At 67.6% G+C, this 21868-nt stretch carries 21 protein-coding genes, 2 tRNA genes and 1 riboswitch; of the genes, 19 read left to right on the forward strand and 4 right to left on the reverse strand.

Going from position 1 to position 21868, the window contains the following annotated elements; translation table 11 throughout:
* The first annotated feature begins 52 nt into the window (after window positions 1–52).
* Entirely contained in the window at window positions 53–466 is a 414-nt protein-coding gene (gene ndk / locus AC1D1W_RS09180; protein WP_018773361.1) for a nucleoside-diphosphate kinase, read from the forward strand.
* Between the two features lie 139 nt (window positions 467–605).
* On the opposite strand, the gene AC1D1W_RS09185 is transcribed toward ndk, so the two are convergent.
* The 4 genes from AC1D1W_RS09185 to AC1D1W_RS09200 form a co-directional block, all read right to left on the reverse strand.
* Complete coding sequence (locus AC1D1W_RS09185) at window positions 606–1094, reverse strand: hypothetical protein (RefSeq protein WP_476943499.1); 489 nt, start codon at window positions 1092–1094, stop codon at window positions 606–608.
* 173 nt (window positions 1095–1267) lie between these two features.
* Entirely contained in the window at window positions 1268–1990 is a 723-nt protein-coding gene (locus AC1D1W_RS09190; protein ID WP_476943500.1) for a dienelactone hydrolase family protein, read from the reverse strand.
* 64 nt (window positions 1991–2054) lie between these two features.
* On the reverse strand, window positions 2055–2600 hold the full coding sequence (locus tag AC1D1W_RS09195) for a flavodoxin domain-containing protein (RefSeq protein ID WP_243177232.1): 546 nt from the start codon (window positions 2598–2600) through the stop codon (window positions 2055–2057).
* Window positions 2601–2765: 165 nt separating this feature from the next.
* Window positions 2766–3437, reverse strand: coding sequence for a vitamin K epoxide reductase family protein (locus AC1D1W_RS09200; protein WP_028277864.1), 672 nt, complete (start codon window positions 3435–3437; stop codon window positions 2766–2768).
* 483 nt (window positions 3438–3920) lie between these two features.
* Between AC1D1W_RS09200 and AC1D1W_RS09205 the strand changes: the two genes are divergently transcribed.
* From AC1D1W_RS09205 to AC1D1W_RS09290, 18 genes are all read left to right on the forward strand, one after another.
* Window positions 3921–7181: an Rne/Rng family ribonuclease gene (locus AC1D1W_RS09205; protein WP_476943501.1), complete on the forward strand. Its 3261-nt coding sequence runs from the start codon at window positions 3921–3923 to the stop codon at window positions 7179–7181.
* Window positions 7182–7329: 148 nt separating this feature from the next.
* A riboswitch (TPP riboswitch) is annotated at window positions 7330–7427 on the forward strand.
* Entirely contained in the window at window positions 7410–9092 is a 1683-nt protein-coding gene (locus AC1D1W_RS09210; protein WP_476943502.1) for a bifunctional hydroxymethylpyrimidine kinase/phosphomethylpyrimidine kinase, read from the forward strand. (Overlaps the previous riboswitch by 18 nt.)
* A 402-nt stretch (window positions 9093–9494) precedes the next feature.
* Entirely contained in the window at window positions 9495–9803 is a 309-nt protein-coding gene (rplU, locus tag AC1D1W_RS09215; protein WP_018773353.1) for a 50S ribosomal protein L21, read from the forward strand.
* Between the two features lie 61 nt (window positions 9804–9864).
* Window positions 9865–10128: a 50S ribosomal protein L27 gene (gene rpmA, locus AC1D1W_RS09220; RefSeq protein ID WP_009372867.1), complete on the forward strand. Its 264-nt coding sequence runs from the start codon at window positions 9865–9867 to the stop codon at window positions 10126–10128.
* A gap of 117 nt (window positions 10129–10245) precedes the next feature.
* On the forward strand, window positions 10246–11835 hold the full coding sequence (obgE, locus tag AC1D1W_RS09225; RefSeq protein ID WP_028277867.1) for a GTPase ObgE: 1590 nt from the start codon (window positions 10246–10248) through the stop codon (window positions 11833–11835).
* Complete coding sequence (gene proB, locus AC1D1W_RS09230) at window positions 11825–13042, forward strand: glutamate 5-kinase (RefSeq protein ID WP_476943503.1); 1218 nt, start codon at window positions 11825–11827, stop codon at window positions 13040–13042. The genes obgE and proB overlap by 11 nt, the downstream gene beginning before the upstream one ends.
* A gap of 26 nt (window positions 13043–13068) precedes the next feature.
* Entirely contained in the window at window positions 13069–14454 is a 1386-nt protein-coding gene (locus AC1D1W_RS09235; RefSeq protein ID WP_476943504.1) for a glutamate-5-semialdehyde dehydrogenase, read from the forward strand.
* An 80-nt stretch (window positions 14455–14534) separates the two neighbouring features.
* Window positions 14535–14774, forward strand: coding sequence for a hypothetical protein (locus AC1D1W_RS09240; protein WP_476943505.1), 240 nt, complete (start codon window positions 14535–14537; stop codon window positions 14772–14774).
* 55 nt (window positions 14775–14829) lie between these two features.
* Window positions 14830–15513, forward strand: coding sequence for a nicotinate-nucleotide adenylyltransferase (gene nadD / locus AC1D1W_RS09245; protein WP_476943506.1), 684 nt, complete (start codon window positions 14830–14832; stop codon window positions 15511–15513).
* A gap of 7 nt (window positions 15514–15520) precedes the next feature.
* Complete coding sequence (locus AC1D1W_RS09250; RefSeq protein WP_476943507.1) at window positions 15521–16810, forward strand: hypothetical protein; 1290 nt, start codon at window positions 15521–15523, stop codon at window positions 16808–16810.
* Between the two features lie 64 nt (window positions 16811–16874).
* Window positions 16875–17276: a ribosome silencing factor gene (rsfS, locus tag AC1D1W_RS09255; RefSeq protein ID WP_018773346.1), complete on the forward strand. Its 402-nt coding sequence runs from the start codon at window positions 16875–16877 to the stop codon at window positions 17274–17276.
* A 162-nt stretch (window positions 17277–17438) separates the two neighbouring features.
* Window positions 17439–17511, forward strand: a tRNA-Ala gene (locus tag AC1D1W_RS09260).
* A gap of 156 nt (window positions 17512–17667) precedes the next feature.
* A tRNA-Ala gene (locus AC1D1W_RS09265) sits at window positions 17668–17743 on the forward strand.
* A gap of 219 nt (window positions 17744–17962) precedes the next feature.
* Window positions 17963–18784, forward strand: a complete 822-nt coding sequence (locus AC1D1W_RS09270; protein ID WP_476943508.1) for an amino acid ABC transporter substrate-binding protein — start codon at window positions 17963–17965, stop codon at window positions 18782–18784.
* 36 nt (window positions 18785–18820) lie between these two features.
* The gene (locus AC1D1W_RS09275) at window positions 18821–19486 is read left to right on the forward strand and encodes an amino acid ABC transporter permease (RefSeq protein WP_018773344.1); all 666 of its coding nucleotides are present in this window, start codon (window positions 18821–18823) and stop codon (window positions 19484–19486) included.
* Entirely contained in the window at window positions 19473–20270 is a 798-nt protein-coding gene (locus AC1D1W_RS09280) for an amino acid ABC transporter ATP-binding protein (protein ID WP_476943509.1), read from the forward strand. Before AC1D1W_RS09275 ends, AC1D1W_RS09280 begins: the two co-directional genes overlap by 14 nt.
* A gap of 108 nt (window positions 20271–20378) precedes the next feature.
* Window positions 20379–20738 carry a zinc ribbon domain-containing protein YjdM gene (locus tag AC1D1W_RS09285; protein WP_028277874.1) on the forward strand — a complete coding sequence of 120 codons (360 nt, stop codon included), beginning with the start codon at window positions 20379–20381 and terminating at the stop codon, window positions 20736–20738.
* Window positions 20739–20752: 14 nt separating this feature from the next.
* Window positions 20753–21868 carry an NAD(P)-binding domain-containing protein gene (locus AC1D1W_RS09290; RefSeq protein ID WP_243177240.1) on the forward strand — a complete coding sequence of 372 codons (1116 nt, stop codon included), beginning with the start codon at window positions 20753–20755 and terminating at the stop codon, window positions 21866–21868.

The raw sequence follows: 21868 nt of genomic DNA on the forward strand, positions 1-21868 counted from the left end.
CCCGAACCCCGTAGACTTGACCCAAATCCCACCCCAACACATTGGAGCAGCTGTGAGCATTGAGCGCACCCTCGTCCTGATCAAGCCCGACGGAGTCGCCCGCAACCTGTCCGGCGCCATCCTGAGCCGGATCGAAGCCAAGGGCTACACCCTGGCCGAGCTCAAGAAAGTCGACGCGAGCCGCGAACTGCTGGAGCAGCACTACGAGGAGCACGTCGGCAAGCCGTTCTACGAGCCGCTGGTTGAGTTCATGCTCAGCGGCCCCGTGGTCGCCGCGATCTTCGAGGGCCACCGCGTCATCGAGGGCTTCCGCACCCTGGCCGGTACCACGGACCCGACGACGGCAGCGCCCGGCACCATCCGCGGCGACTTCGGCCGCGACTGGGGCCTGAAGGTCCAGCAGAACCTGGTACACGGCTCGGATTCGGCGGAATCCGCCGAGCGCGAGATCAAGATCTGGTTCTAGCCCGAATTTCGGGACACCCCCACCGAGGGGAAAGTTAAGGCCAATGTTCGTACCGGACATTGGCCTTAACTGTCCCCTCGCGCTCTGGCACCTCGCGGCGGTTGGGGCTTCGCGGCCCGCTCCGGGCCGCGGGGAACTCTCAGCGGCTGGCGAGGCGCACTAGATTCGAGAACTGACGGGTCTGCATGACCCAATGCGCGGGCTCCAGCATGGTGATGCTCAGGATGGGTTGCAGCCATTGTGGCTGTAGCGACCAGTACCCGCTGACTACCAGCCGGGTGYGCTCACCCGCGGACTCCCGCAGCTCGAATCCCCAGAGCGAGTCGGTGTAATAGCGTGGCCGGGTTCGTGCCGGGTCGAAGGGACGCCCCCGGAGATCGATCGACATACGCAGGCCCAGAAACCGCTCGGGTTCAAGCGCCGCGACCGCCCACCACTCGCTGCCGTCGGGCGTCGCCGCCAGTCGGTCACCAGCGGCGATCTCCTGCCACTCGGGATGGATGCTCTCTGTGCTGCGGCGCCCGAAGTTGTCGAGACGGTCCCAGCTGTACCAGCCGGCGCGATCCGTTCCCATCTGCACCAGCCAGGGCCACACGTGCGAAGGGGGCGCATCGATGGTCACCGCCATGGTCGCCCCTCGCGTGCTGCCCGGAATCAACCCCGCCCCCGGGTAAGGTCCCCGCACTTCGTCAACGGTCGCGCCCCAGCGAAGCAGGCGTGGCCGCACGAGTGTCAGGTAGCCGGCAGCGAAACCGGCCACAGCGCCCGCTGCCAGCAAGGCTCCCCTCGGTGCAGGGTGCATCATCGCGCTTCCCCTTCATTGGTCAGGTGTTCCCGGAAGAAGCCGAGGATGCGCAGACGCGCGTCCTCGGCGGAGGGCTCGTGGTAACCGGCCCCAACCAGCTTCGCGAGCACCTTGTCCCCGAATGTGAGCTCCGACGGGCCATGCCTGTTGAGGAAGCCGTGACCGGCGTCGGGATAGACCTTGATGTCATGGTCTATCCCGGCGTCGGCGAGCAGCGGCTCCAGACGCGCCGGGACCTTGCGCACTCCGGGCCAGCGGTCCCTGGCGCCGTAGCTGCCAACGATGGGGCAGGCCCGGGGCATTGCGCGGGCAGTCCCGTCATCGAGTCCGCCGTAGTTGACGCTTGCCGCGGCGAAGTCATGGTCCGGGGCCAGCATGAGGGCGAACCCGCCGCCCATACAGAAGCCGATCACGCCGATCCGGCCGGTGCAGCCGTCCCGTCCGGCCAGCCACGCGCGGGTGAGGTCCAGGTCGCCGAGGGGCCGCCAGCCGCGGATGAGGGACCACAAGCAGGCCGCCCTGCTGCCCCAGTAAAACAGGTCGGGTGCCACGGCGAGGAACCCCTCCCCGGCCAGCCAGTCGGCCTGGTCTCTGGTGTCACGGCTCAGGCCGAGTGCGTCATGGATGACGACGACGCCGGGCCACGGACCGGCACCGGCCGGCGTCGCCGCGTAGGCAGGCATGTCCCCTCGTTCGGCGTGAATGCTCACAACGGTCATGGGTCCTCCCGTGCACGCACCACCGCGCCGGGCGCCGCGGCCGGGATGCGCAGTCTCGATGGCATTAGCCTGTGATGCTGCCTGAAGACGTGGACGAAGCAGGTTTAGCAAGTTGGGCCGTAATCTGATCCGTCCATTCGTCGACTGCCGCCCAGTCCCGCAAATCCCCAAATCGGCCGCCGGTGAGCCTGAACAACACCCGGAGCGGTGCCGGCATCTGGCCGGCCTGGTAGACGCCGGAGAAGAGTTTGTGGCCTCGAAGCGGAACTTCTTTGATCAGGACTTCTGCCAGACGTTCCTGTTGCAGTGCCGCGCCGCGCCGGCGAATGGGCTTAGGCAGCGCATCCGCCATCCCTACACTGAAGGCCCACACGGGCCGATTGGCCAGCTCGCGGGCATGGTGTTTGAAGAACAGCAAAGCCGGGGGCAGCCAGGCCTGGTTGTGGACGGCGCTGCCGACGACGACAGCCTCATAGCGGGAGAGGGCCCCGACGTCCTCCACGGACCGGCACTCCACCTCGCCCAGTGCACCAGCCATGCGGGATGCCATATGTTGTGCCATCTCCCGGGTGGACCCCAAGGCGCTTGCATACGCAATAAGAACAGTCATCAAGAGGCCTCCGGTCTTCCTTCCTCCAGCCTTATGTAACCTGCGCGCGCGGGGTCGTGCCATAAGTCCCGACATAGGCCCGTGCCGTCTCACCGAAGTGACAGTTAAGGCCAATGCCCAGCGCGAGCATTGGCCTTAACCGTCTCTTCGGTGCGGTTGGGGCGTTTAGTAGCCGGAGGTTCCGATGAAAACCTGGATGAAGGCGAAGAAGATCGTCGCGACGACGGCGACGTACAGCAGCGCCGTAATGATCCAGCCGGAGTCGCCGATCACCTTGGTGGGACCGGCGGGCAGGGCAATCACGCCGTGGGAGATATTCCGGACGCTCACCCAGACGAACAGCGGGATCATCACGGCCCAGACGATCATGCAGAACGGGCAGAGGATGTGGATGGCGTACAGGGCCTGGGACCAGAGCCAGACCACGAAGGCGAAGCCCAGCGTCACGCCCGCCTGGAGCCCCAGCCAATACCACCGGGAAAACCGGGCGCCGGCCAGGATACCCATGGCCGTGGTGATGATCACGGCGAAGGCGACGATTCCGATGAACATATTAGGGAAGCCGAACACGGAACTCTGCGGTGTCTGCATGACCTGGCCGCAGGAGATCCACGGGTTCACGTCGCAGACCGTGACGTGGTTCGGGTCCTTCAGGACCTCCAGCTTCTCCAGCACCAGGGCCCCGGACGCGAGCCAGCCGATGACGCCGGTGATCAGCAGGAGCCAGGCGAACGGGCGGTCGCGGGTCATCGTGGGAAGGGGCCGCGCCGCAGGGGCCGGGCCGGAACCCGGTTGGTGCACGGTCGCGTCGCCGGCAGTGCTGGAGATGCTGGGCATGGAAATTGAGTCCTTTTTTAGTCGTCTTGACCGGGTGCTTCTTGCCCCGATTGTAACGCCGGAGGCTGAACAGCGCCGGAGAACGGCCCCGCCCGCCGCGCCCGGCCGCACCTGCTGCACTTCCGGCCCCGCCTGCCCCTGCTTTCACGGCTCCTGTGAGACAATGATCGTGGCTGGAACCCGATCCACATCCGGATTCCGGTCCGGCGATTTTGTTTCAAGACCGCCAATGATGAGCAGGGAGCTGCGGATCCTCTGATTCCAGCTGTCCCGCAATGCCATTGGACGGCACCTGGTTGTGGCGTGTAGGTCAACGGGTTCCAAAACAATCTCGCCGGCCCTCCAGGGCTGCCGCACCCCACTGCCGGTGCGAACCTGAGGGTATCCAATTGACTTCTGTCAATGCCTGCGGGTGTTGACGCATATTTGCCCCCAAGGGGCGCCGAATGTGGCGGCGCATCAGGGGCAGGAGTGTCGCCACATATGGATAATGACCAGGTAGTAGCCGGAAACGAAGAACTAGTAGTCACCGGGGAAGCGCAGGGAACTGCGGAAGCAGAGGCTCCGGTAGCGCCGAAGAGGGCCGTACGGACCCGCCGGAAGGCGCCCGTCGCCAAGGTCAACGCCGCGGAGGCGGCCGAGGCTGTTGCCGAAGCCGCGGCCCTGGCCGACGCGGCCGGTTCAGATGAGCCCGTCCGGGGCCGCCGTAAGCCGGCCAACGTCGAAGCAGCCGGATCTGACACTGTTGAACCCGAAGCTGCTGTATCTGAAACTGCTGCAGCCCAGACTGCGGCCAAGGCGCCCGCGCGGCGCACCCGGACCCGGAAAGCTGTAGCAGCCCCGGAACCGTTGCCTGCCTTCGCCGGCGACGCCGAAGCCGGCGCACCTGCCGCGGCTGAGGCCCCGGCAGCAGCTGGCACTGACGCAGCTGCCGCCGCAGAAACGGCCGCAGAGACGGTTGCAGAGAAGCCGGTCCGCCGCCGTGCCAGCCGTGCCAAGGCCGCCCCGAAGGCCGAAGAAGCACCCGCGGCAGTATTCCCGGCCGAAGAAGCCGCCGCGGCGGAAGCACCCACCGCGGAAGCCGCCGCAGCCCAGCCTGAAGAGCCGGAAGCCCGCCCCGAGGAAAGCCCGGCCGCGTCGCTGTTCATGGAACCGGGTGCCCTCACTTCCGTCATCTTCCAGGCCCCGGACCTGAGCACTGTGGTGCGTCCGGCCCCCGTTGCCGCCGCAGCAGCTGAGCCCGAGGACGAGGAAGGCGACGAGGACGAGGACGCCGGCAATCGCCGTCGGCGCCGCAGCCGCGGCCGGCGCGGCCGCACCCGCACCTCTGCCGAGTCCGACACCGAGTCGGAAGGCACCGAAGAAGAGGGCGACGAAGGCTCCGAGGTAATCCTCGAAGACGGTGTGACCTCCCGCCGCCGCCGCCGCCGTCGCCGTGGAGACCAGGACCTGGAGCTGACCGGCGGGGAAGGCGACGATCCGCCCAACACGGTGACCCGCGTCCGTGCGCCGCGGGCCATGGCCGAGGCGCCGGTGAACAACCGCGTCACATCCGTCAAGGGCTCCACCCGCCTGGAAGCCAAGAAGCAGCGCCGCCGCGAATCCCGCGACACCGGCCGCCGCCGTACCGTCATCACCGAGGCCGAGTTCCTGGCCCGCCGCGAGTCCGTGGACCGCCAGATGATCGTCCGCCAGCGCGACGACAGAATCCAGATCGGCGTCCTTGAGGACGGCGTCCTGGCCGAGCACTTCGTGTCCAAGACCCAGCAGGACTCCCTGATCGGCAACGTCTACCTGGGCAAGGTCCAGAACGTGCTGCCCTCCATGGAAGCCGCTTTCGTGGACATCGGCCGCGGCCGCAACGCCGTGCTCTACGCCGGTGAAGTGAACTGGGAGTCCGTCAACCTCGAGGGCAAGCAGCGCCGCATCGAGAACGCGCTGAAGTCCGGCGACTCCGTGCTGGTCCAGGTCACCAAGGACCCGGTCGGCCACAAGGGCGCCCGTCTCACCAGCCAGATATCACTGCCCGGCCGGTACCTCGTGTACGTGCCCGGCGGTTCCATGACCGGCATCTCCCGCAAGCTGCCCGACGTCGAACGCAACCGCCTCAAGCGGATCCTCAAGGACCGCCTGCCCGAGGACGCGGGCGTCATTGTCCGCACCGCGGCCGAGGGAGCTTCCGAGGAAGAGCTGACGCACGACATCAACCGCCTCCGCGCGCAGTGGGAAGGCATCGAGAGCCAGTCGACGTCCACCAAGATCCTCGCCCCCGAGCTGCTCTACGGCGAACCTGACCTGACCATTAAGGTGGTCCGGGACGTCTTCAACGAGGACTTCTCCAAGCTGATCGTCTCCGGCGAGGAAGCCTGGGACACCATCGAGGCCTACGTCACCTACGTCGCACCGGACCTCGTGGGCCGGCTCGAGAAGTGGACCAAGGACACGGACATCTTCGCGGCCTGGCGCATCGACGAGCAGATCCACAAGGCCTTGGACCGGAAGGTCTTCCTGCCTTCGGGCGGTTCGCTCGTGATCGACCGCACCGAAGCCATGACCGTGGTCGACGTCAACACCGGCAAATTCACCGGCTCCGGCGGCAACCTTGAGGAAACCGTCACCAAGAATAACCTGGAAGCGGCTGAGGAAGTCGTCCGGCAGCTGCGCCTGCGCGACATTGGCGGCATCATCGTGATCGACTTCATCGACATGGTGCTCGAATCCAACCGCGACCTCGTGCTGCGCCGCATGGTGGAGTGCCTGGGCCGGGACCGGACCAAGCACCAGGTGGCCGAGGTGACCTCGCTGGGCCTCGTGCAGATGACCCGCAAGCGGATGGGCACCGGGCTGCTGGAAGTCTTCGGCGAACAGTGCGAAACATGTGCGGGCCGCGGCATCGTCACCCACGACGAGCCGGTGGAGCACCGCCGCGCCAACACGGTCGCCGCGGAGCACTATGTGCCGCGCACCGAGGCGCAGCCTGCTGCCCGACCGGAACGCAAGAGCCGTCGCCGCGGCAGGGGAGGCCAGGGCGGAGAGACCGCGCCGGCCGCACCCGCGCCCGTCCACGCCGAACCCACCGAGGCCGAACGCCACGCCAAGGCCGAGGCCACCCGGGCAGCGCTGGCCAACATCGCTGCCGCAGCGCATGCCGCGCACCTGCACGACGGGGAGGCAGCCGCAGCCAGCGACGCCGGGGCCCGCCAGGCCGCTGTCGACGCCGTCACGCAGCTCGCAGCCGCCGACGAGGCAGCCGGCCGCCCCGCAACGGTGCTGACGTTTGGCGGCGAGCAGGTGGCCCTGCCCTTCGTCGAGCACGCGGAGGACGCGCCGTCACCGGCCCTGACCCTGGACCTGCTGACCGAGGCTTTCGCAAACCTGGGCGAAGCAGAGGCCGGCAAGCCGGACCAGGCCGCCGGCCTGGCGGCCGGTCAGGCAGCGGCTGTTGCCGCACCGGAAGCCACGGCGCCCGAGGCGCCGGCGGCCGTCCGCGCTGCGGAGGCGCCGGCGTCACGCACAGCTGACACCACGACGCTGCGCGGCCGCCGCGCACGCCGCAACCGGAGTGCCAGCCGCGCCCAGGGCGCAGCCAACGAAACCTCCGTGGAGCACCGAGAGGCAACCCGGCCGGCCGCGGCCGGATCGGTCCACGAGGCCAAGGCTCCCGCTGCGGCCAGGCCTGCGTCCCTCCCGGCCGGCAACGAGCCGATCATCCTCGGCGTCGGCGTGCCGGCGTCGGAGCTGTAGTCCTCCGCGACTGACCACGTCCCCGTCCGGTCATTATTTCGACTGGTCGGGTTGCGGGTCCGGGTCGGGGCAGACGTAACATACGTCCGCCCAGGCCCGGGCCCGCTCGTGCGTTAACGGGTCCGCAGGGTGGCAGCGGCTAGGCTGGAACACTGACACGGGGTGCCGGGCATCGGGCCGGCTGAGATCCAGACCCGTTGAACCTGTCCGGTTAGCACCGGCGAAGGGATGTCTGCCTTGTCCGCGAGACCGAATCCGTCCGAGTTCCTCCCGCTCAATTTTTTGCACTGCGAGTCTCTGCCGGCCCCGCCGCGCATTCCCCGTGTGCTGGCCATCGCCGGCTCCGATCCCTCCGGCGGGGCCGGAATCCAGGCCGACCTGAAGAGCATCGCGGCGAACGGCGGCTACGGCATGGCCGCCATCACCGCCCTGACAGCGCAGAACACCCAGGGCGTGCGCGCCGTCCACGTTCCCCCGGCGGCGTTCCTCACGGCGCAGCTGGACGCCATCAGCGACGACATCGGCATCGACGCCGTCAAGATCGGCATGCTCGGTGACGCCGCCGTGATCGAAGCCGTCCGCGTCTGGCTGGAAAAGGTGCGCCCCGCCGTCGTGGTCCTGGACCCGGTGATGGTCGCCACCAGCGGGGACCGGCTCCTGCAGGAATCCGCCGAGGCCGCCCTGCAGGGCCTCCTGCCGCTGGCGGACCTCATCACGCCCAACCTCGCCGAACTCGCCATCCTGCTCAAGGAGCCCGTCGTGGCCGACTGGTCCGAGGCCCTGGCGCAGGGCAAGCGGCTGGCCGCCCTGACCGGCACCACTGTCCTGGTTAAGGGCGGACACCTCCAGGGCGGCGGGCCGGGGGGCGGGCATGCCCACGGCGCCGGCGCCGACGGCCACGCCGCCGGCAACGGCGACACGGACGGCTGCCCGGACGCACTGGTCAACACCGGCGGCCTGCTCGGCCAGGAAACGGTGGTGGTGCCGGGGGAGCGGATCGCGACGCGCAACAGCCACGGCACCGGCTGCTCCCTGTCCTCGGCTATGGCCACCGTGCAGGCCCGGGTGGGGGACTGGGAAGCGGCGCTGCGTGAAGTCAAACCGTGGCTGCTGGGCGCGCTCCGAGAAGCCTCGGCCCTGGACGTCGGCACCGGCAACGGCCCGGTCCACCACTTCCACCACCTCCAGCACCTCCAGGGCGGGCAGGCCCTCAAAGACGGCCAGCGCGGCCAGCACCGCCCGGCCGGGCACGGTCCGGCGGCGGGGGAGTTCGCCGCAGCCCTGCGCGCAGGAGCCGCGGGCGATCTTGAGGCGATCTACGCCCTGGACTTCGTCCGCGGACTGGCCGACGGCACCTTGCCCGAGCACGAGTTCGCGTACTACCTCGCCCAGGACGCCATCTACCTCAACGGCTACTCCCGGGTCCTGGCCCGGGCCGCGGCGATTGCCCCCACCGAGGCCGAGCAGTTGTTCTGGGCCCGTTCGGCGCAGACCTGCCTGGAAGTCGAATCCGAGCTGCACCGGTCCTGGCTTAGCGCCCGCCCCACGGCCTCCACCCTGGGCCCGGTCACGAAAGCGTATGTGGACCACCTGCTGGCCGCCTCGGTCTCCGGCAGCTATGGCGTCCTCGTGGCGGCGGCACTGCCCTGCTTCTGGCTCTACGCCGAGGTCGGTTCCACGCTGCACCGGGAGTTCCTGGCCGGCGGCGCCCCCGGGGAGCACCCCTACGCCGGCTGGCTGCGGACCTACGCCGACGAGGACTTCGCCGCCGCGACCCGGCAGGCCATCGCGTACACGGACACGGCGGCCGGGCGGGCATCGGAGAGCGAGCGGGAGGCCATGGCCCTGGCCTTCCGGCAGTCATCGCGCTACGAAGTGGACTTCTTCGACGCGCCGCGGTTGTACGCCTGACGCGAGCTGGTCCGGACTACCGGTACGATGGTGGGGCACGGTTCCGGAAGTCGTTGCGGCAACACAGCTCAGGATGGTCAAGATCCCGGCCAAGAACATTGGCGGGGACTTTGCATCAAGACACTGTGGCGCCTATCACGGACTACCCGCCGGAACCAGCCTCATTTGCGGCCGAAGGCAAAATTAGCGTATTCTAGATCTTCGGTGCTTACGCCAACACTTGGGTTATGACCCTGAGAACAGTCCACTTGGAATTCCAAATGGATTTGTTCCGGGGGTAGCTCATGGGTTCCCCCGGGGAATCCACCGGCGTTGAGGCACAGCGTGAGCCGGTCCAAACAATTTGGCCCCTGGTTCCGCACGCAAATCTAGTAATAAACGTCGAGAGAAGTGAGTTCCCCAGTGGTGTACGCGATTGTCCGCGCAGGCGGCCGCCAAGAGAAGGTTTCCGTTGGAGACTTCGTTACCCTGAACCGCGTCCCCGGTGGAGCCGGCAGCACCTTTGAGTTGCCCGCACTGCTCCTGGTGGACGGTGACAAAGTCACGTCTGCTGCTGCGGACCTGGCCAAGGTAACGGTTACGGCTGAGATCCTCGAAGACCTCCGTGGTCCGAAGATCGTCATCCAGAAGTTCAAGAACAAGACCGGTTACAAGAAGCGTCAGGGCCACCGTCAGGAACTGACCAAGGTCAAGATCACCGGTATCAAGTAACTCTTCGTTACTGTTCAGGTTCCAGCAGATTCCCCAGAATTTTTGAAGGCAGGCATTTCAAATGGCACATAAAAAAGGCGCGAGTTCCACTCGCAACGGTCGTGACTCCAACGCCCAGTACCTCGGCGTCAAGCGCTTCGGTGGCCAGGTAGTTTCCGCAGGCGAGATCATCGTCCGCCAGCGCGGCACCCACTTCCACCCGGGCGCCGGCGTAGGCCGCGGCGGGGACGACACCCTGTTCGCCCTGACCCCCGGTGCTGTCGAGTTCGGCACCCGCCGTGGTCGCCGCGTTGTGAACATCGTGGCTGCTGCAGCTGCAGAGTAACAATAAGTTCTAAATCGGTGGGGCGGGCCATTAGGTCCGCTCCACCGGTGTTTTAACCGCATTACAATCATCTTGGGCCCCTTTGGGGGTCCGGGGAACAGCACTGAGGAGATCCACGTGGCGAGCTTTGTAGACCGGGTAGTACTGCACGTATCCGGCGGTACCGGCGGTCACGGCTGTGTCTCCGTCCACCGCGAGAAGTTCAAGCCCCTCGGCGGTCCCGACGGCGGCAACGGCGGCAACGGCGGCGACGTCATCCTTCGCGTGGACCCCCAGACCACCACCCTGCTCGACTACCACCACGCGCCCCACCGGCACGCCACCAACGGCGGCCCCGGTATGGGCGACTGGCGCGGCGGCAAAAACGGCGAAACCCTGATCCTTCCGGTGCCGGTGGGCACCGTGGTGAAGTCCAAGTCCGGCGACGTCATCGCCGACCTCGTGGCCGAAGGCGACGAATACATCGCCGCCGCCGGCGGCATTGGCGGCCTCGGCAACGCCTCCCTGTCCTCACAGAAGCGCCGCGCGCCCGGCTTCGCGCTGCTCGGCATCGAAGGCGAATCCAGCGACGTCGTCCTGGAACTGAAGTCCATCGCCGACATCGCCCTCGTCGGCTTCCCCTCCGCCGGCAAGTCCAGCCTGATCGCCGCCATGTCCGCCGCCCGGCCCAAGATCGCGGACTATCCCTTCACCACCCTCATCCCCAACCTCGGCGTCGTCCAGGCCGGTGAAGTCCGCTTCACCATTGCCGACGTCCCCGGCCTGATCGAGGGCGCCAGCGAGGGCAAGGGCCTGGGCCACCACTTCCTGCGCCACGTCGAGCGGTGCGCCGCCCTGGTGCACGTGCTGGACTGCGGCACGCTCGAATCGGACCGCGATCCGCTCTCCGACCTCGCCATCATCGAGGCCGAGCTGGAGAAGTACGCTGTGGACATGAGCTACAGCGGGTCCGACGGCGAGGTCGTTCCGCTGAACCACCGCCCCCGCCTCGTGGCCCTGAACAAGGTTGACCTGCCGGACGGCAAGGACATGGCCGAGTTCGTCCGCCCGGAGCTCGAATCCAGGGGCTACAAGGTCTTCGAAATCTCGGCGACGAGCCACGAAGGCCTCCGCCAGCTCGGCTTCGCCATGGCCGAAATCGTCAAGGCCGCCCGCGACGCCGTCGCCGCGACCCCGCCGAAGGTACACGCCCCCGTGCTGCGCCCCCGCGCCGTCAACGAGACCGGCTTCACGATCCGCCGCGAAGAAAAGAACCTCGAGCCGCTCTTCCGCGTCCTCGGCGACAAGCCCGTGCGCTGGGTCAAGCAGACAGACTTCACCAACGAGGAGGCGATCGGCTACCTCGCCGACCGCCTGGCCAAGCTCGGCGTTGAAAATGAACTGTTCAAGCAGGGCGCCAAGCCGGGCGACATGGTGGTCATCGGCGAGGACGACGGCGTCGTCTTCGACTGGGAGCCGACCATGATGGCCGGTGCCGAGCTGCTCGCCTCGCCCCGCGGCACCGACGTGCGCTTCGCCGACATCGGCGACCGCCCGACGCGTGGCCAGAAGCGCGACGAACAGCAGGAACGCCGCGACGCCAAGGCCGCCGCCCGCGCCGAGCTCGAAGCCGAACGCAAGGCCGGCATCTGGACCGAATCCGTCAGCGGCCGCCGCGCGCGGCAGCCGCTCAAGGAGAGTGGACTGGGCGAAGCCGATGACGAGTAAGACCGTCGTCGAGCACGGGTCCCAGCCGCCCAGCGCTCAAAACATCGGTGCCCAAAACATCGGTGCCCAAAACATCGGTGCCCAGACCATCAACGCCCCGGACCGCAGTGCGCTGTCCGGGGCGCGCCGGATCGTCGTCAAGGTCGGCTCGTCCTCGCTGACGTCCATCAAGGGCGGGATCTCCGAAGAGGCCCTGACCGGGCTCGCAGACGCCCTGGCGCACAAGCGCAACGCGGGCGCGGAGATCATCCTGGTGTCCTCCGGTGCGATCGCCGCCGGTCTCGCCCCGCTCGGCCTCGAGAAGCGCCCCCGCGACCTCGCCACCCAGCAGGCCGCCGCCAGTGTGGGCCAGGGCCTGCTGATGGCCCGCTACACCCACGCCTTCGGCGCGCACGGGGTTACCGTCAGCCAGGTGCTGCTGACCGCCGATGACTTCATGCGCCGCAGCCAGCACACCAACGCGTTCCGCGCGCTGGACCGGCTGCTGAACCTCGGCGTTGTCCCGGTGGTCAACGAAAACGACACCGTAGCCACCCACGAGATCCGCTTTGGCGACAACGACCGCCTCGCGGCCCTGGTGGCTCACCTGGTCCGCGCCGACGCGCTCGTGCTGCTGTCCGACGTCGACTCCCTGTACGACGGTCCGCCGTCGCACGGCGCCAAGCGGATTCCGCACGTCTCCGGCCCCCACGACCTCGACGGCGTCTCGATCGGCAGCACCGGAAAGGCCGGTGTGGGCACGGGCGGCATGGTCACCAAGGTCGAAGCCGCCAGCATCGCCGCTGGGTCGGGCATCCACGCCCTCGTAACATCCACGGCCAACGCGGCCGCCGCGCTGGCCGGCGAGGACGTGGGCACATGGTTCTCCGTCAACGGCGCGCGCAAGCCGATCCGGCTCCTGTGGCTGGCCCACCTGGCATCCGTGCGCGGCACCCTGGTGCTCGACGACGGTGCCGTCAAGGCCGTCCGCGACCGCCGCACCTCGCTTCTGCCGGCCGGAATCGCCGMGGTGCGAGGCGACTTCGAGGCCGGCGACGCCGTGGAGATGGTGTCCGTGGACAACACCGTGATTGCCCGCGGGCTGGTCAACTATTCGGCCGCCGAGCTGCCCCAAATGCTGGGCCGTTCCACCCATGAGCTCGGCAGGGCACTGGGCCGCGGATATGACCGCGAAGTTGTTCATGTTGACGACCTGGTGCTGGTCTAGGTTCCCCCGACGCCTAAACTGGAAGCATGACTGAGGCCCTGACTTCCGCTACCGTGACTGATGTGCCTGCCGGCACCGTTCCTGCCGACAACGCCGCGCCCGCCCAAGGGTTCGCCGCGGTACCGGATCCGGCAGCGGTCCCGGGCACGGCAACGGAGACCGAAGCAGCCGTCCACGCGGTCGCAGACCGCTCACGCCACGCCGCCCACAGGATGGCACGCGCCAACCGGGCCTGGAAGGACCGGGGCCTGCGCGCCGTCGGCAAGGCGCTGGTGGATCACAAGCACCAGATCCTGGCCGCCAACGCCAAGGACGTCGCGGCCGGCCGGGCCGCCGGCACCAGCGCCGCCCTGCTGGACCGCCTGACGCTGACCGACTCACGCATCACGGCCCTCGCCGCCGCACTGGAAAACCTCGCCACCCTGCCCGATCCCGTCGGCAACGTCGTGCGGGGCCAGACCCTCCCCAATGGGCTGCGCCTGCGCCAGATCAACGTACCCATGGGCGTGGTGGCCGCGATCTATGAGGCCCGCCCGAACGTCACGGTCGACATCGCCGGACTGGCCCTCAAGAGCGGCAACGCCGTCATCCTGCGCGGCGGATCCGCCGCCGCTGCCACCAACGCCGCCCTGATCACCATCCTCCGGGATGCGCTGGAATCGGTGGGCCTGCCCGCCGACGCCGTCCAGACCGTGGACCAATACGGCCGCGACGGCGCCAACGCGCTTATGCGGGCGCGCGGCCGGGTGGACGTGCTCATTCCCCGCGGCGGGCGCGAGCTGATCCAGGCCGTTGTGACGAACTCCTCCGTGCCGGTCATCGAGACCGGTGAAGGCAACGTCCATATCTTCCTGGACGCTTCCGCCAGCGAGGAAATGGCCGTGGACATCCTCCTGAACGCTAAGACCCAGCGGCCCAGCGTCTGCAACACTGTCGAAACGCTCCTGGTGCACTCCAAGTCCACCGTCCTTCCCGCGGTCGCCGCCGCATTGCGGGCTGCCGGGGTCACCCTGCACGTGGACCAGCGCATCCGCGCCGCCCTGCCGGCCTCGGTCCACTCCGTGCCGGCCACGGAAGACGACTGGGCCACCGAATACATGAACCTGGACCTCGCCGTGGCCATGGTGGACAGCCTGGACGAGGCCGTCAGGCACATCCGGAAGTGGTCCACCGGCCACACCGAAGCGATCCTGACCAACGACCTCGCCAACGCCGAGCGCTTCATCGCCGAGGTCGATTCGGCCGCCGTGATCGTGAACGCCTCCACCCGCTTCACCGACGGCGGCGAGCTCGGCCTCGGCGCCGAAGTGGGCATTTCCACCCAAAAACTCCATGCCCGCGGCCCCATGGGACTGACCGAGCTGACCACAACCAAGTGGATCGTGCAGGGCGAGGGCCAGATCCGGGGCTAGCAACGCTGTAACATGGAACGGAAGACCGGAACGGCGGACACCTCCGCTGTCGTCAAATTTTGAACTCACTAGGGGAGAACATGCTGTCGCAGCAGATCGCCACTTTCGTCGCCGCCGCCGGCGAATCGGGCCACGAGGAACTCGCACCGCTCATTGCACCGCCGTTTGTCATTGGCGGCACCATGTTCGCGATCCTGGTGGTCCTGCTGATGATCACCCTGTCCTACTCCAACCTGGGCCGGCGCCACGTGGCTGTCGAGGAGCACGCGGACCCGCACCGCCAGCACCCGAACAAGCACGATCACGGTCAAGGTCACTAATATTTCCGCCCCCACGAAGCAGCGCGGCGCCCAGCGCCGCCTGCGTCTGGGTGTGATGGGTGGCACGTTCGACCCCATCCACCACGGACACCTTGTCGCGGCCAGTGAGGTCGCGGCCAAGTTCGACCTCGACGAAGTCGTTTTTGTGCCCACCGGCCAGCCCTGGCAGAAGATGGCCAAGAAGGTCAGCGAAGCCGAGCACCGGTATCTCATGACAGTCATCGCCACGGCCTCGAACCCGCGCTTCACCGTGAGCCGGGTGGACGTGGACCGTCCGGGACCGACCTACACGATCGACACCCTGCGTGACCTGCGGACCCTGCGTCCGGACGCCGATCTGTTCTTCATCACCGGCGCAGACGCCCTGGCCCAGATTTTGTCCTGGAAAGACATCGATGAACTCTGGTCCCTCGCGCACTTTGTGGGCGTAACCCGGCCAGGCCACGTCCTGGACGGCATGGGCCGCAAAGACGTCAGCCTCCTGGAGGTCCCGGCCATGGCCATTTCCTCCACGGATTGCCGCACGAGGGTGGCCGAAGGCAACCCGGTCTGGTACCTCGTACCGGACGGGGTGGTCCAGTACATCGCCAAGTACGGCCTGTACCACGCCAGCCCCAACGCCGATCGCCTCGAAGCCGGACACGCCGCGACCGCCAACGACGGAAACGGCGCGGCCGGGACTGCCTCCGCACAGCACGATCCAGCCTTTGAGATAACCCAACCAGCCAGCACTGAATGAGTTTGCCATGAGTCAGCAACAGCCTCCCATCCGCAGCCGCCGCGAATTGCGGCAGGCCAGAGATGAACGTCTGGACACTCCGGGCCCGGGCGAGCCGACGGAGGCCGAAATCACCGGCCGGAGCCGTCGCGTTGCCGACGCCCCGGTGGACTCTGTGCGTGCTGATTCTGTGCCCGCTGGCACGGAGCGGTCTTCCCAGGTCCGGGCACGGGACCGCGCCGCGCTGCGCACCATCAAGGAACTCGCAGAGAAGGAAGGCCAGCTGGCCGGCGGAGGACCGCCCACGCGACGCCAGTTGAGGCTTTTGGAGCTGGCGACCGAAACGGCCCCGGCTACCCAGGCCAACACTATTGTCCCGGTGTCGCCGCGGACCCGGGCCACCCCGGTGGTTTCCCCGGCCGCGAAGGACGCCGCCGCGAAGGACGCGGCCCCGGCGCCCAAGGCCCCCGCTGGCGCGGCTGCCTCGGCGCCCAAGGCCCCCGCTGCGCCCAAGGCTCCCGCGGCCGACGGCGCCGGACCGGGCGGGGCGACGCCCGAGGGCATGACCGTGGAGCAGGCGCTGGCCGCCCGCGAACTCCTCGCGGAGCAGGCCAAGAACCAAGTGGCCAAGATGGAACACATTGCGGCCACGGATCCGGATGCCGTTGATCCGGCCGTCCTGGCCGAGCAGATCGCCCTCGCCGAGCGTGCCGCGATCCTGAACCGCCGCGCCGCCGCCAAGCAGAAGCTCGCCGAACAAAACAGCCAGCCGGCGGCGCCCCGCAACGATCCGACCACGGCCAACAACCTGGCCATGGTCACACCCCTGGAATTCGAGAAGGTTCCCGGCGTGGAGCGGCCCGTCATGAAGCGCCCTGCCACGTCGTACGTTCCGGTTGTCACCAACCCGGGTCCGCGCGTGGACACGCCACGGAAACCCGGCCTGCGGCGACCGGGCATCTCCCGCCAGAAGGCCGCAGGTCCCGCGACGGGTTCTGCCGCTGGCAGGGCCGGCGTCCTGGCCCGTGCGGAAGCAGCCGCAAAAGCCGGAACGGCACGGCCGGCAAACGCTGCAAACGCGGCAAACGCTGCGAACGCGGCAAACGCGGCAAATTCGGCGGGGGAGGCCGAGGAAAGACTCGTCGGCGGGGAACCCGTAGCCGCGAATGCCGCCTACGGGCTCGAACCCCTGGATGCCGCTACCGCCGGGCTCGGCCGGGCGCGCCGCCTGCGCATGCTCCAGCTCGGCGTCCTGGCGGTGGGGATCGTTGCCCTCATCGCCGGCATCACGCTGATCGTCACCGGGCTGGCCCACTAGGTCTCAGGCCGCCACTGGCGCCACATTTTCAACACCATAATTTTTCATCACTACAAGGAGTCCCGTGACTGCAACCGATTCATCCATCACTACCGCCCGCCACGCAGCCCGCGCTGCCTCGGAGAAGCTTGCCGAGGACATCGTGGCCCTGGACGTCAGCGAACGGCTGGCCCTGGCCGACGTTTTCCTGATTGCCTCGGCCCCGAGCGAACGCCAGGTCAACGCGATCGTGGACGGCATCGAGGACGAGCTCTCCAAGTTTGACCAGAAGCCCGTCCGCCGCGAGGGCCGCTCCGGCGGTCGCTGGGTGCTGCTGGACTACTCCAACGTCGTCATCCACGTCCAGCACGAGGAAGACCGCGTGTTCTACGCCCTCGAGCGCCTGTGGAAGGACTGCCCCGTCGTCGATCTGCAGCTCGGCGACGACGCCTCCGCCAAGGCCACCGCCGGCACCGACACGGAGTAGCCCCCGCGTTCAGGCCACCTCCGGACGCTAAACCGAGCCGAATATGCGCGATTTGGAATTTTCCGGAGGGCCGGTCTAAGATATTTGAGTTGCTTCGGAGAAATCCGGACAAAAAACCGGAACATCGCACGTCGGAAGACATGCTCGGAGCAGCGAAAATTCGGGGCTGTGGCGCAGCTGGTAGCGCACCTGCATGGCATGCAGGGGGTCAGGGGTTCGAGTCCCCTCAGCTCCACCGGATAATCCGCCGGAATCGAAAGATTCCGGCGGATTTTTTTGTGCCCTGTTCCGCACCCTGTTCCATGAGTCAGCGCGCCGATTAGCGCGAACGCGATTTGTGGTTTAGGCTATTCAGGTTGCTTCAGGGAGGACGAAACTTCCAGGCAAATGAGGGGCTGTGGCGCAGCTGGTAGCGCACCTGCATGGCATGCAGGGGGTCAGGGGTTCGAGTCCCCTCAGCTCCACCAGAAAGGGAATCACCGCTAGGCGGTGGTTCCCTTTTTCGTACCCTCCGCAGCTATGCGGGAGTTCGAAAGCCGCATCCGTCAAGACCGTCTCATGACTGGACGTCATAAACTGTCATTTAGGCTCTCCACCCTGAGCTGGACCTTGCTATCGTCGCTAGGAGACAGCCGCCATGCGGCTTAGCTGGAAGGCCATTTCCGGCTCCACGACTAAGGAACATCATGAAGCGCACACGACTTTCCGTTATTGGCCTCATCGCTGCTGCAGGACTCGCCCTGGCAGGCTGCGGGTCGGCGTCCACCACCCCGGCCAGCTCAGCGCCGGCAGCCGGTGCGGACACCTCCCTCAGCGACGTCAAGAGCGCAGGCGTGCTCAAGGTCGGCACGGAAGGCACCTACAAGCCGTTCACGTTCCACGCCAACGGCAGCGGTGAACTGACGGGCTACGACGTGGAGATCATGAACGCCGTCGCCGCGAAGCTGGGCGTTAAGCCCTCCTACCAGGAGACGCAGTTCGACGCCATCTTTGCCGGCCTCGACGCCAAACGGTTCGACGTCGTCGCCAACCAGGTTTCCATCACCGACGAGCGCAAGGCGAAGTACGACTTCTCCACCCCGTACACGGTGAGCACCGGCGTGATCGTCACGAAGTCGGACAACGACAGCATCCACTCCTTTGACGACCTCAAGGGCAAGACCACGGCGCAGTCCCTGACGAGCAACTGGTACAAGCTGGCGCAGCAGAGCGGCGCGAATGTCGAGGCCGTGGAGGGCTGGGCGCAGGCGATCACGCTGCTCAAGCAGGGCCGCGTCGATGCCACCATCAACGACAAGCTGACCTACCTGGACTCCCAGAAGACCGACCACGACGCCGGCATCAAGATTGCCGCCGAGACCACCGACAAGTCGCTGAGCGCGTTCGCCCTGCGCAAGGGATCCACCAGCCTGACCGATGCCATCAACAAGGCGCTCGGCGAGCTGGCGGCCGACGGCACGCTGACGAAGATCTCCCAGAAGTACTTCGACGCCGACGTCTCGAAGTAGCCCTGTGCAAGCCGCAGAGAAACGCCGCGTCCGGGCATGAGCATCAACTGGGAACTCGTGTGGTCATCGCTGGGCCCGCTCCTGACGGGTGCGATCTTCGGCACCATTCCCTTGGCGCTGGCCTCGTTCAGCCTGGGCCTGCTGCTGGCACTGGTGGTGGCCCTCATGCGGTTGAGCCGCAACCGCCTGGTTTCGGCGGTGGCGCGGACCTACATCTCCGTCATCCGCGGAACCCCGCTTTTGGTCCAGCTGTTCGTCATTTTCTACGGGCTCCCTTCCGTCGGAATCACCATCAGCCCCTGGCCCAGCGCCATCATCGCGTTCTCCCTGAACGTCGGCGGCTATGCCGCGGAGGTCATCCGGGCGGCCATCCTGTCGGTTCCGAAGGGCCAGTGGGAGGCCGGCCACACCATCGGAATGTCGCGCCGGCAGACGCTCGTGCGGATCATCCTGCCGCAGGCCGCCCGGGTCTCGGTTCCGCCGCTGTCGAACACCTTCATCAGCCTGGTCAAGGACACGTCGCTGGCGTCGCTGATCCTCGTCACCGAACTGTTCCGCGTGGCGCAGCAGGTGGCGGCCTTCAGCCAGGAGTTCATGCTGCTGTATCTGGAGGCGGCCGTGATCTACTGGATCATCTGCCTCGTTCTCGCCAGCGGACAGTCCGCCCTGGAGAAGAGATTGGACCGCTATGTCGCCCACTGAACCGCAACCCTCTGACGTTCCTGTCCCGGACGAGCCGCTCCTGACCGTCACCGGCTTGCGCAAGTCGTTCGGCCACCATGTTGTGCTCAAATCCATCGACCTTGAAGTCCGCCGCGGCGAAGTGGTCACGTTGATCGGGCCGTCCGGATCAGGAAAGACGACAGTCCTGCGCTGCCTGAACGGCCTCGAAGTGCCCGACGCCGGCGTCGCCGAATTCGCGGGGGAACTGACCGTGGACTTTGCCACGCCGGTGGCGAAGAAGCAGGTTCTGGCCTTGCGGGACCGCAGCGCCATGGTGTTCCAGCACTACAACCTCTTCCCGCACAAGACCGTCCTGGAGAACGTGATCGAGGGCCCGGTCCAGGTGCAGAAGCGGCCCAAGGCGGATGCGATCCAGGAGGCCCGGGACCTGTTGGCCCGCGTCGGCCTGACCGGCAAGGAGAACAGCTACCCGTTCGAGCTCTCCGGCGGCCAGCARCAGCGCGTCGGCATTGTGCGTGCCCTCGCCCTGCGCCCGCAACTGCTGCTCTTCGACGAGCCCACCTCTGCGCTGGACCCCGAGCTCGTGGGCGAGGTCCTGGCCGTCATCAAGGAACTCGCGGACGAAGGCTGGACCATGGTGGTGGTCACCCATGAGCTCGCGTTCGCCCGTCAGGTGGCCGACGAGGTCATCTTCATGGACGGCGGCGTGGTGGTCGAACGCGGCCACCCCGATACCGTTCTGCGGGACCCGCGGGAGGAACGCACGCGGCAGTTCGTGGACCGCCTGCTGAACCCGTTCTAGGGCGCCCCGCCAGCGGCGGGAAAAAGGGGCGAGAAAAAGTGGCGAGAATTCGGGCGGACACACGGGCGGGCACACGGGCGGGCACAGGCGGCGACTAAACTTGGTTGGGTGAACGATTCCCTGCCTCCGTGCCCCGAATGCTCCAGCGAATACACCTACGAAATGGGGGCGCTCCTGGTTTGCCCGGAGTGCGCGCACGAATGGTCCGCATCCGCGGAGACTGACACAGAGGCCGACGCCCCTGCGGCCGCCGTCATCAAGGACGCGGTGGGCAACGTCCTCGCCGACGGCGACACCGTCACCGTGGTCAAGGACCTGAAAATCAAGGGCAGCTCCACCGTCATCAAGGTCGGCACCAAGGTCCGCGGTATCCGCCTGGTCAACGGTGTTGGCGACCACGACATCGACTGCAAGGTTGACGGCGTGGGTCCCATGCAGCTCAAGTCCAGCGTCGTCAAGAAGATCTGACCGGGGACGCGACCGTGACCGCAGAGACGGTGCGGGCCGCCGACGTCGTCGTGGTCGGCGCCGGCCAGGCGGGCCTGTCGGCGGCCTACCATCTTCTGCGCCGCGGCTTCGTCCCGGCCGGCGCTGACGCGGCCGGCCCGCCACCGGCCGGGACGTACATCGTGCTCGACGCCGAGGACGGGCCCGGCGGAGCCTGGCGGCACCGCTGGAAGAGCCTGCTCATGGCCACGGTGAACGGCATCAGCGATCTCCCGGGAATCCCGCAGCCCGATGTGGACCCCGCCGAGGCCAGCTCCAGTTTCCTCACCCGCTATTTTGGCGGGTACGAGCACGACCTCGGCCTCGCGATTGAGCGGCCGGTCAAAGTGCAGTCGGTGAGCCGCGAGGACGATGACCCCGCCGGGCGACTGAGCATCGCAACCTCCCGCGGCCGCTTCTCTGCCCGCGCCCTCATCAACGCAACCGGCACCTGGACCAGGCCGTTCTGGCCCATCTATCCGGGCAAGGCCAGCTTCCGCGGCCGGCAGCTGCACGTCGCCGACTACGTTTCCGCCGACGAATTCCGCGGGCAGCACGTCATCGTGGTCGGCGGCGGGATCTCGGCCGTCGGGCTGCTCGATGAGATCTCCAAGGTCACCACCACCACATGGTTCACGCGCCGGGTGCCGGTCTGGCGCGAGGCCGCGTTCGACCGGCAGGCCGGCCACGACGCCGTCGCCCTGGTCGAGGAGCGGGTGCGCCAGGGCCTGCCGCCGCAGAGCGTCGTCTCCGTGACGGGCCTGATCTGGACCCCGGCCCTGCGCGCCGCCGCCGCGCGCGGCGCCCTGGACCGGCACCCCATGTTCACCGCGATCGAACCCGACGGGGTCCGGATGGCTGACGGCAGCTTCCTGGCCGCCGGGGTCATCCTGTGGGCCACGGGATTCCGGGCCGAACTCGAACACCTCGCCCCGCTGCACCTGCGCGGACCCGGCGGCGGCATCGCGATGAACGGCACCCAGGTCGCGGGCGAGCCGCGGGTGCACCTCGTCGGCTACGGGCCTTCCTCGTCCACCATCGGCGCCAACCGGGCCGGCCGGGCCGCCGTCGCCGGAATCGGCACCCTGCTGGCCCGGTCCGGTATAACGTAA

This window comes from Arthrobacter sp. P1_B4 (assembly GCF_056406555.1).

Coding starts and splice junctions, on each gene's coding strand:
- rpmA (WP_009372867.1), top strand. CDS start 9,865: ATGGCACATAAAAAAGGCGCGAGTTCCACTCGCAACGGTCGTGACTCC.
- AC1D1W_RS09205 (WP_476943501.1), top strand. CDS start 3,921: ATGGATAATGACCAGGTAGTAGCCGGAAACGAAGAACTAGTAGTCACC.
- AC1D1W_RS09210 (WP_476943502.1), top strand. CDS start 7,410: ATGTCTGCCTTGTCCGCGAGACCGAATCCGTCCGAGTTCCTCCCGCTC.
- AC1D1W_RS09200 (WP_028277864.1), bottom strand. CDS start 3,437: ATGCCCAGCATCTCCAGCACTGCCGGCGACGCGACCGTGCACCAACCG.
- AC1D1W_RS09270 (WP_476943508.1), top strand. CDS start 17,963: ATGAAGCGCACACGACTTTCCGTTATTGGCCTCATCGCTGCTGCAGGA.
- AC1D1W_RS09275 (WP_018773344.1), top strand. CDS start 18,821: ATGAGCATCAACTGGGAACTCGTGTGGTCATCGCTGGGCCCGCTCCTG.
- AC1D1W_RS09195 (WP_243177232.1), bottom strand. CDS start 2,600: ATGACTGTTCTTATTGCGTATGCAAGCGCCTTGGGGTCCACCCGGGAG.
- AC1D1W_RS09235 (WP_476943504.1), top strand. CDS start 13,069: ATGACTGAGGCCCTGACTTCCGCTACCGTGACTGATGTGCCTGCCGGC.
- AC1D1W_RS09240 (WP_476943505.1), top strand. CDS start 14,535: ATGCTGTCGCAGCAGATCGCCACTTTCGTCGCCGCCGCCGGCGAATCG.
- AC1D1W_RS09250 (WP_476943507.1), top strand. CDS start 15,521: ATGAGTCAGCAACAGCCTCCCATCCGCAGCCGCCGCGAATTGCGGCAG.
- AC1D1W_RS09190 (WP_476943500.1), bottom strand. CDS start 1,990: ATGACCGTTGTGAGCATTCACGCCGAACGAGGGGACATGCCTGCCTAC.
- nadD (WP_476943506.1), top strand. CDS start 14,830: ATGGGTGGCACGTTCGACCCCATCCACCACGGACACCTTGTCGCGGCC.